Origin of the sequence: Azospirillum brasilense, assembly GCF_003349955.1 — a bacterium.
GTDB classification, from domain to species: domain Bacteria; phylum Pseudomonadota; class Alphaproteobacteria; order Azospirillales; family Azospirillaceae; genus Azospirillum; species Azospirillum brasilense_B.
Genome location: NZ_QLKQ01000038.1, coordinates 62,036 through 68,293 on the forward strand (window position 1 = coordinate 62,036; position 6,258 = coordinate 68,293).

Sequence of the window (6,258 nt, forward strand, 5' to 3'; positions counted from 1 at the left end):
CCGCTCAGGCGAATTCCTTGAAGATCAGCGAGGCGTTGGTGCCGCCGAAGCCGAAGGAGTTCGACAGCGCGGCCCGCACGCGGCGCTCCTGCGCAACCTTCGGAACGAGGTTGACGCCGAGGCAGCTCTCCGACGGGTTCTCAAGGTTCAGCGTCGGCGGCACCAGGCTGTGGTTGATCGCCTTGATCGAGTAGATCGCCTCGACCGCACCGGCGGCCCCCAGCAGATGGCCGATGGCCGACTTGGTGGAGGACATGGCGACGTTGTCCATCGCCGCACCGAACAGACGCTTCACCGCGCCCAGCTCGATCTCGTCGCCCAGCGGCGTCGAGGTGCCGTGCGCGTTGACGTAGTCGATGTCCGACGGCTCGAGCCCGGCCCGCTTCAGCGCGTTGCGCATGGCGCGGAAACCGCCGTTGCCGTCCTCCGCCGGGGCGGAGATGTGGTAGGCGTCGCCGGACATGCCGTAGCCGATCACTTCGGCGTAGATGTGGGCACCGCGCTTCTTGGCGTGCTCCAGTTCCTCGAGGACGACGACACCGGCGCCCTCGCCGATCACGAAGCCGTCGCGATCCTTGTCGTAGGGGCGCGACGCCTTTTCCGGCGTGTCGTTGAAATTCGTGGACAGGGCGCGCATGGCGGCGAAACCGCCGACGCCCAGGCGGCTGACCGCCGCTTCCGTGCCGCCGGCGACCATCACATCGGCGTCACCCAGCATGATCAGGCGCGAAGCATCGCCGATGGCGTGCGCGCCGGTCGAGCAGGCCGTGACCACAGCGTGGTTGGGGCCCTTGAAGCCGTGCTGGATGGAGATGTGACCGGACGCCAGATTGATGAGGCAGGCCGGAATGAAGAAGGGGGAAATGCGGCGCGGGCCCTTCTCGGCCAGCGTGACCGCACCATCGGCGATGCCCGGCAGGCCGCCGATGCCCGAGCCCACCATGACGCCGGTGAGTTCGCGCTCTTCCTCGGTCTGGGGGACCCAGCCGGAATCCTTGATCGCTTCGTGGGCGGCGGCGATGGCGAAGATGATGAAATCATCCATCTTCCGCTGGTCCTTCGGCGGAACGAAGGCATCGGGGTTGAACAACCCGTCGCCATCCCCGCGCGGAACCTGCCCGGCAACTTTCGAGGCCAGATCGGAGGCGTCAAAACCCGTGATGGCGCGGATGCCCGATTGGCCGGCGGTCAGACGCTCCCAGTTGAGCTTATGGCCGACACCGAGCGGCGTGACCAGACCAAGGCCGGTAACGACGACACGTCTCATGGGGTATTCCTTGACCTTTCCTCGGAAAACTCAGCGACGGCCAGGCCACTTGGGAAAGCTGCCTGGCCTTTCACGTCAGCGCCTGATCAGGCGGCGGCGTTCGCCTTGATGAAGTCGATGGCGTCCTTCACCGTCAGAATCTTCTCGGCGGCGTCGTCCGGAATCTCGCAGCCGAACTCTTCCTCGAAAGCCATAACCAGCTCGACCGTGTCGAGGCTGTCGGCGCCGAGATCGTCGATGAAGGAGGCGTTCTCCGTCACCTTCGACTCCTCGACCCCGAGGTGGTCCACAACGATCTTCTTAACGCGCTCGGCGACATCGCTCATTTTTTAAGACCTTCCAATCCTTGAGACCGCTCGGGCGAATTCGGCCGGCTCAACACGCGGCTGCGTGCCTTCCTGCCACAAAAAGCCCCGTCCGATAACACATTTTTACAGCCTTGACCAGCGCCCGCGGACGCCGGTCCGAACCTGTGGTTCAGGCAGCGAATCCGCCTCAGATCATGGCCATGCCGCCGTTGATGTGCAGCGTCTGGCCGGTGACATAGGCGGCCTCATCGCTCGCCAGGTACACGACTCCGGCGGCGATTTCCCCCGGCTCGCCCATGCGGCCGGAAGGAATGGCGGTGAGCAGCTTGTCCTTCTGCTCGGAATTCAGGGCGTCGGTCATCGCCGTCGTGATGAAGCCCGGCGCGACGCAGTTCACGGTGATGCCGCGCGACGCGACCTCCGCGGCCAGCGACTTCGACATGCCGATCATGCCGGCCTTGGAGGCGGCGTAGTTGGCCTGGCCGGGATTGCCGGTGACGCCGACGATCGAAGTGATGCCGATGATGCGGCCCCAGCGGCGCTTCATCATGCCGCGCAGCACGGCGCGCGACAGGCGGAAGGCGGCGGTCAGGTTGACGTCCAGCACCGACTGCCAGTCGTCGTCCTTCATGCGCATGGCCAGCTGGTCGCGGGTCAGGCCGGCGTTGTTCACCAGGATGTCGATCTGGCCGAGGGCGGCCTCTGCGTCCTTGGCGAGTTGCTCGGTTCCGGCGGCGTCGGCGAGGTTGCCGGGCACCACCAGGGCGCGCTCGCCCAGTTCGGCGGCGAGCGCCTCCAGCGGGGCGACGCGGGTGCCGGACAGGGCGACGGTGGCGCCCTGCGCGTGCAGCGCGCGGGCGATCTGCGCCCCGATGCCACCCGAGGCGCCGGTGACCAGCGCCTTCTTTCCGGTCAGATCGAACATGGAATGCCTCACAGGGTCTTCAGGAACGATTCGACGTCGGCCGGGCCCTGGACGGAGGTGCCGGCCAATTCCTTGTCGATGCGCTTGGCGAGACCCGACAGCACCTTGCCGGAGCCGAGTTCGACCAGCGTGTCGACCCCCTGCTCCTTCATATAGAGCACGCTCTCGCGCCAGCGAACCATGCCGGTCACCTGCTCCACGAGAAGACGGCGGATCTCGTTGGGGTCCGACACGGCCGACGCGGTCACGTTGGCGACCACCGGAACCGCCGGCGCGCCGATCGTCACGGTGGCCAGGGCCTCGGCCATGGCGTCGGCGGCGGGCTGCATCAGCGGACAATGGAAGGGCGCGCTGACCGGCAGGCGCACGGTGCGCTTCAGCCCGCGCTCCGCCGCGATCACGATGGCGCGCTCGATGGCCTCGGCGTGGCCGGAGATCACCACCTGCCCCGACGAGTTGTCGTTGGCGACGGTGCAGACCTCGGTCTGGCCCGCGGGGGTCCTGGCGGCGTCGGCGGCGATGGCCTGGGCCTGTTCCAGCTCGGCGCCCAGCAGGGCGGCCATGGCGCCCTGCCCGACCGGCACGGCCTTCTGCATGGCCTGGCCGCGCAGCTTCAGCAGACGCGCGGTGTCGGCCAGGGTGAAGGCGCCGGCGGCGCACAGGGCCGAATATTCACCAAGCGAATGACCGGCGACGAAGGCCGCGTGCTTGCCCAGGTCGAGCCCGCCCTGATCCTTCAACACCCGCAGAACGGCGACGCTCACGGCCATCAGGGCCGGCTGGGCGTTCTCGGTCAGCGTCAGGTCGGCCTCGGGGCCTTCGAACATCAGGCGGGACAGACGCTGGTTCAGCGCGTCATCCACCTCTTCAAAGGTGAGCCGCGCGACCTCGAACGCCTCGGCCAGCTCACGGCCCATGCCGACGGCTTGGCTGCCCTGGCCCGGAAAGACGAACGCCCTGGTCATGCTGTCTGGGAACCCTAGTAATAAGGCGCGCCACCCGCGACGCCGCCGTTGAATTCGGCGACAGTCATACCCGGCCTTTCGGGCAAGTCAAGCGATGCTCAACGTTGACGAGGTCGAATTGGTGCCTTTCTGTTGCTTTTTCGGCGTTTTTTCATTGGTGCGATGCAAAGGCGAACGGAGAAAAGGGTCATTCCAAGGCGCATCAAAGGCAGTGGCGGAGGAATCGTCGGCCGGCTCGTGTTTCCGCTTGTCGGGATAGGGCTTTTGTGCATACTGCGCCGCTTCATAACTCCTTGCCGGTGGCCCGCGTGCCGCCGGCTAGGCCCGGGCGGCTGATCCTGTCCATAGGGGATGGGGCGCAGCGCCGGACCATGAACAGCCATGGGGAGTACAATGGCTCTTTACGAGTGCGTGCTGATCGCGCGCCAGGACATCTCGGCCGCCCAGGCCGAGCAGCTCGGCGAGCAGTTCGCCCAGATCATTCGCGACAACGGCGGCCAGGTCGCCAAGACCGAATACTGGGGCCTGAAGACGCTCACCTACAAGATCAAGAAGAACCGCAAGGGTCACTACACCCTGTTCAACCTTGACGCCCCCGCCGCCGCCGTCCTCGAGATGGAGCGCAACATGGGCATCAACGAGGACGTGCTGCGCTTCATGACCGTCCGCGTCGACGCGCTGGACGCCAACCCGTCGGTGATGATGCAGAGCCGTGGCGAGCGTGGTGACCGCGGCGATCGCGGCGACCGCGGCCCGCGCCGCTTCGACGACCGTGGCCCGCGCCCGCCGCGTCGCCAGGAGCCCACCGTTGCCGAAGGGGAGAACGCCTAAATGTCCGACAAGCAGACCTCGGGCGCTCCGGCCCGCACCGGTGGCGGTCCCCGCCGTCCGTTCTTCCGCCGCCGCAAGACCTGCCCGTTCTCGGGCGCGAACGCCCCGGCGATCGACTACAAGGACGTCAAGCTCCTGTCCCGCTTCATCTCCGAGCGTGGCAAGATCGTGCCGAGCCGCATCACCGCGGTTTCCGCGAAGAAGCAGCGCGAACTCGCCCGCGCCATCAAGCGCGCCCGCTTCCTGGCCCTGCTTCCCTACGTGGTGAAGTAAGGACCGAAGCGGACAACAGGCAAAGGCAATCCCATGGCCTCGCCCCTGGCCGCCCCTCTGGCGGCTGCCATCGGTGTCGGCGTGGTCAGCGCTTTCTTCTATCTCGCCGTTCTGTTCGGCGGGTTCGGGGCGCTGATCCTGGGCTATCTGGCGCCGCTGCCGCTGTTCCTCGCGGGACTGTGGCTCGGCTCCACCGCCTCCCTTCTCGCCGGTGCGGTGGGAACGGTGGCGGTCCTGGCGGTGTCGTCCAGCGTCCTGGTGTCTCTCGCCTATCTGGTGACCGCGGCTGTCCCGGTCATCCTGGTGGTGCGGCAGGCGCTGCTGGCGCGGGCGGCTCCCGACGGGAGTGTTGAATGGTATCCTCCGGGCCGGCTCCTGATGGCGCTGACCGGAATGGGACTGGCGGGCCTTCTGGGTGCCGCGGTTCTGACGCTCGATCAGCCCGGTGGGCTGGAGGGCGCGGTGCGGGAAACGCTGAGCCGCATGGCGGACCAGATGTTCTCCGCGCAGGGCCAGCCGGCCCCGGACCCGCAGGACATCTGGATGGCCGAGGTGTTGCCGGGCTTCGCGGTGATCTCATGGCTCGTCATGACGATCGTCAACGGGGCCCTGGCGCAGGGCGTCCTGATGCGGTTCGGCCGCAACCGGCGCCCCGCCATGCGGCTGGACGACGTGGAGCTGCCCCGGTGGCTCGCCACCGCGTTCCTGCTGACCATGGTGGCCGCCTCGCTGGCGTCGGACCCGGTCGGGTTCCTCGCGGTCAACGCCGCGCTGATCCTGTCCCTGCCATTCGCCTTTGCCGGGCTTTCGGTGGTGCATGTGTTCGCCCGACGCCGATCGGCCAAGCTGCCGATCCTCATCGGGTTCTACATGTTCCTGTTTCTTTTCGGTTGGCCGATCGTGCTGATGGTCGGTCTGGGCATGATCGAGCAATGGATTGGGCTGCGTCGCCGTCTCCGGCCCGCCGGCCCCGATCAGGAGGACGAGTGATGGAAGTTATTCTGCTGGAGCGGGTCGAGAAGCTCGGCCAGATGGGCCAGGTCGTGAAGGTGCGTCCCGGCTTCGCCCGCAACTATCTGCTGCCGCAGAAGAAGGCCATGCGCGCCACCAAGGCGAACATGGCGTTCTTCGAGAAGCAGAAGGCCCACCTGGAGGCCGTCAACCTCGAGCGCCGCAAGGACGCCGAGCAGGTTGCCGCCAAGATGAACGACGTGACGGTCGTCGTGATCCGTCAGGCCGGCGAGACCGGCGTGCTGTACGGTTCGGTGACGCCGCGCGACGTCGCGGACGCCCTTGACGCCGCCGGCTACAAGGTCGACCGCAAGCAGGTGTCGATCGAGACCCCGATCAAGACGCTGGGCCTGTTCAAGCTGCGCGTCGTCCTGCACCCCGAGGTGAGCATCTCCGTCACGGTGAACGTCGCCCGCTCGCAGGAAGAGGCTGAACTGCAGCTCTCCCGCGGCGGCATGGTCACCGCGGCCGACCTGCGCGACGACGAGGACGAGATCGAGGAGGCCCCCGAGGCCGCCGAGGCCGAGGTTTCCGAGGAGGGCTGACCGCCCGCTCAACGAGACCAGTCCGCTCGTCCGGAAGCCGCCCGCCCCCAAAAGGGGCGAGGCGGCTTTTCCGTTTTCCGCACTCCGCCACATTCGGCCCCTCCCCCTTCCGGATGCGCCGGACGCACCGCCC

Annotated in this window: 8 protein-coding genes; 4 read left to right on the forward strand and 4 right to left on the reverse strand. The window is 67.3% G+C overall.

The genetic code is table 11. The annotated features are described in order from the left end of the window. Positions 1-4: 4 nt before the first annotated feature. The 4 genes from fabF to fabD all read right to left on the reverse strand — a co-directional run bounded on the left by fabF (position 5) and on the right by fabD (position 3,465). Positions 5-1,267 (reverse strand): beta-ketoacyl-ACP synthase II, encoded by a 1,263-nt coding sequence (gene fabF / locus DXK32_RS17600; RefSeq protein WP_114859708.1) that lies wholly within the window; start codon positions 1,265-1,267, stop codon positions 5-7. 86 nt (positions 1,268-1,353) lie between these two features. Next, complete coding sequence (locus DXK32_RS17605; RefSeq protein WP_014240383.1) at positions 1,354-1,593, reverse strand: acyl carrier protein; 240 nt, start codon at positions 1,591-1,593, stop codon at positions 1,354-1,356. A gap of 169 nt (positions 1,594-1,762) precedes the next feature. Then, entirely contained in the window at positions 1,763-2,500 is a 738-nt protein-coding gene (fabG, locus tag DXK32_RS17610) for a 3-oxoacyl-[acyl-carrier-protein] reductase (protein ID WP_014240382.1), read from the reverse strand. A gap of 8 nt (positions 2,501-2,508) precedes the next feature. Continuing rightward, positions 2,509-3,465, reverse strand: a complete 957-nt coding sequence (fabD, locus tag DXK32_RS17615) for an ACP S-malonyltransferase (protein ID WP_114859709.1) — start codon at positions 3,463-3,465, stop codon at positions 2,509-2,511. Positions 3,466-3,858: 393 nt separating this feature from the next. Between fabD and rpsF the strand changes: the two genes are divergently transcribed. The 4 genes from rpsF to rplI are packed head-to-tail and all read left to right on the forward strand — an operon-like array spanning position 3,859 to position 6,125. Next, positions 3,859-4,296: a 30S ribosomal protein S6 gene (gene rpsF / locus DXK32_RS17620; protein ID WP_035673612.1), complete on the forward strand. Its 438-nt coding sequence runs from the start codon at positions 3,859-3,861 to the stop codon at positions 4,294-4,296. After that, a complete protein-coding gene (rpsR, locus tag DXK32_RS17625; RefSeq protein WP_014240379.1) occupies positions 4,297-4,569 on the forward strand; it encodes a 30S ribosomal protein S18 in 273 nt (90 codons plus the stop codon). A 33-nt stretch (positions 4,570-4,602) separates the two neighbouring features. After that, positions 4,603-5,559 carry a DUF2232 domain-containing protein gene (locus tag DXK32_RS17630; protein WP_114859710.1) on the forward strand — a complete coding sequence of 319 codons (957 nt, stop codon included), beginning with the start codon at positions 4,603-4,605 and terminating at the stop codon, positions 5,557-5,559. Continuing rightward, entirely contained in the window at positions 5,559-6,125 is a 567-nt protein-coding gene (rplI, locus tag DXK32_RS17635; RefSeq protein ID WP_014240377.1) for a 50S ribosomal protein L9, read from the forward strand. The genes DXK32_RS17630 and rplI overlap by 1 nt, the downstream gene beginning before the upstream one ends. Positions 6,126-6,258 lie beyond the last annotated feature (133 nt).

What these genes read in the sequence shown, in the direction of transcription:
- fabF (WP_114859708.1), bottom strand. Translation starts at nt 1,267, where the DNA reads ATGAGACGTGTCGTCGTTACCGGCCTTGGTCTGGTCACGCCGCTCGGT.
- DXK32_RS17605 (WP_014240383.1), bottom strand. Translation starts at nt 1,593, where the DNA reads ATGAGCGATGTCGCCGAGCGCGTTAAGAAGATCGTTGTGGACCACCTC.
- fabG (WP_014240382.1), bottom strand. Translation starts at nt 2,500, where the DNA reads ATGTTCGATCTGACCGGAAAGAAGGCGCTGGTCACCGGCGCCTCGGGT.
- fabD (WP_114859709.1), bottom strand. Translation starts at nt 3,465, where the DNA reads ATGACCAGGGCGTTCGTCTTTCCGGGCCAGGGCAGCCAAGCCGTCGGC.
- rpsF (WP_035673612.1), top strand. Translation starts at nt 3,859, where the DNA reads ATGGCTCTTTACGAGTGCGTGCTGATCGCGCGCCAGGACATCTCGGCC.
- rpsR (WP_014240379.1), top strand. Translation starts at nt 4,297, where the DNA reads ATGTCCGACAAGCAGACCTCGGGCGCTCCGGCCCGCACCGGTGGCGGT.
- DXK32_RS17630 (WP_114859710.1), top strand. Translation starts at nt 4,603, where the DNA reads ATGGCCTCGCCCCTGGCCGCCCCTCTGGCGGCTGCCATCGGTGTCGGC.
- rplI (WP_014240377.1), top strand. Translation starts at nt 5,559, where the DNA reads ATGGAAGTTATTCTGCTGGAGCGGGTCGAGAAGCTCGGCCAGATGGGC.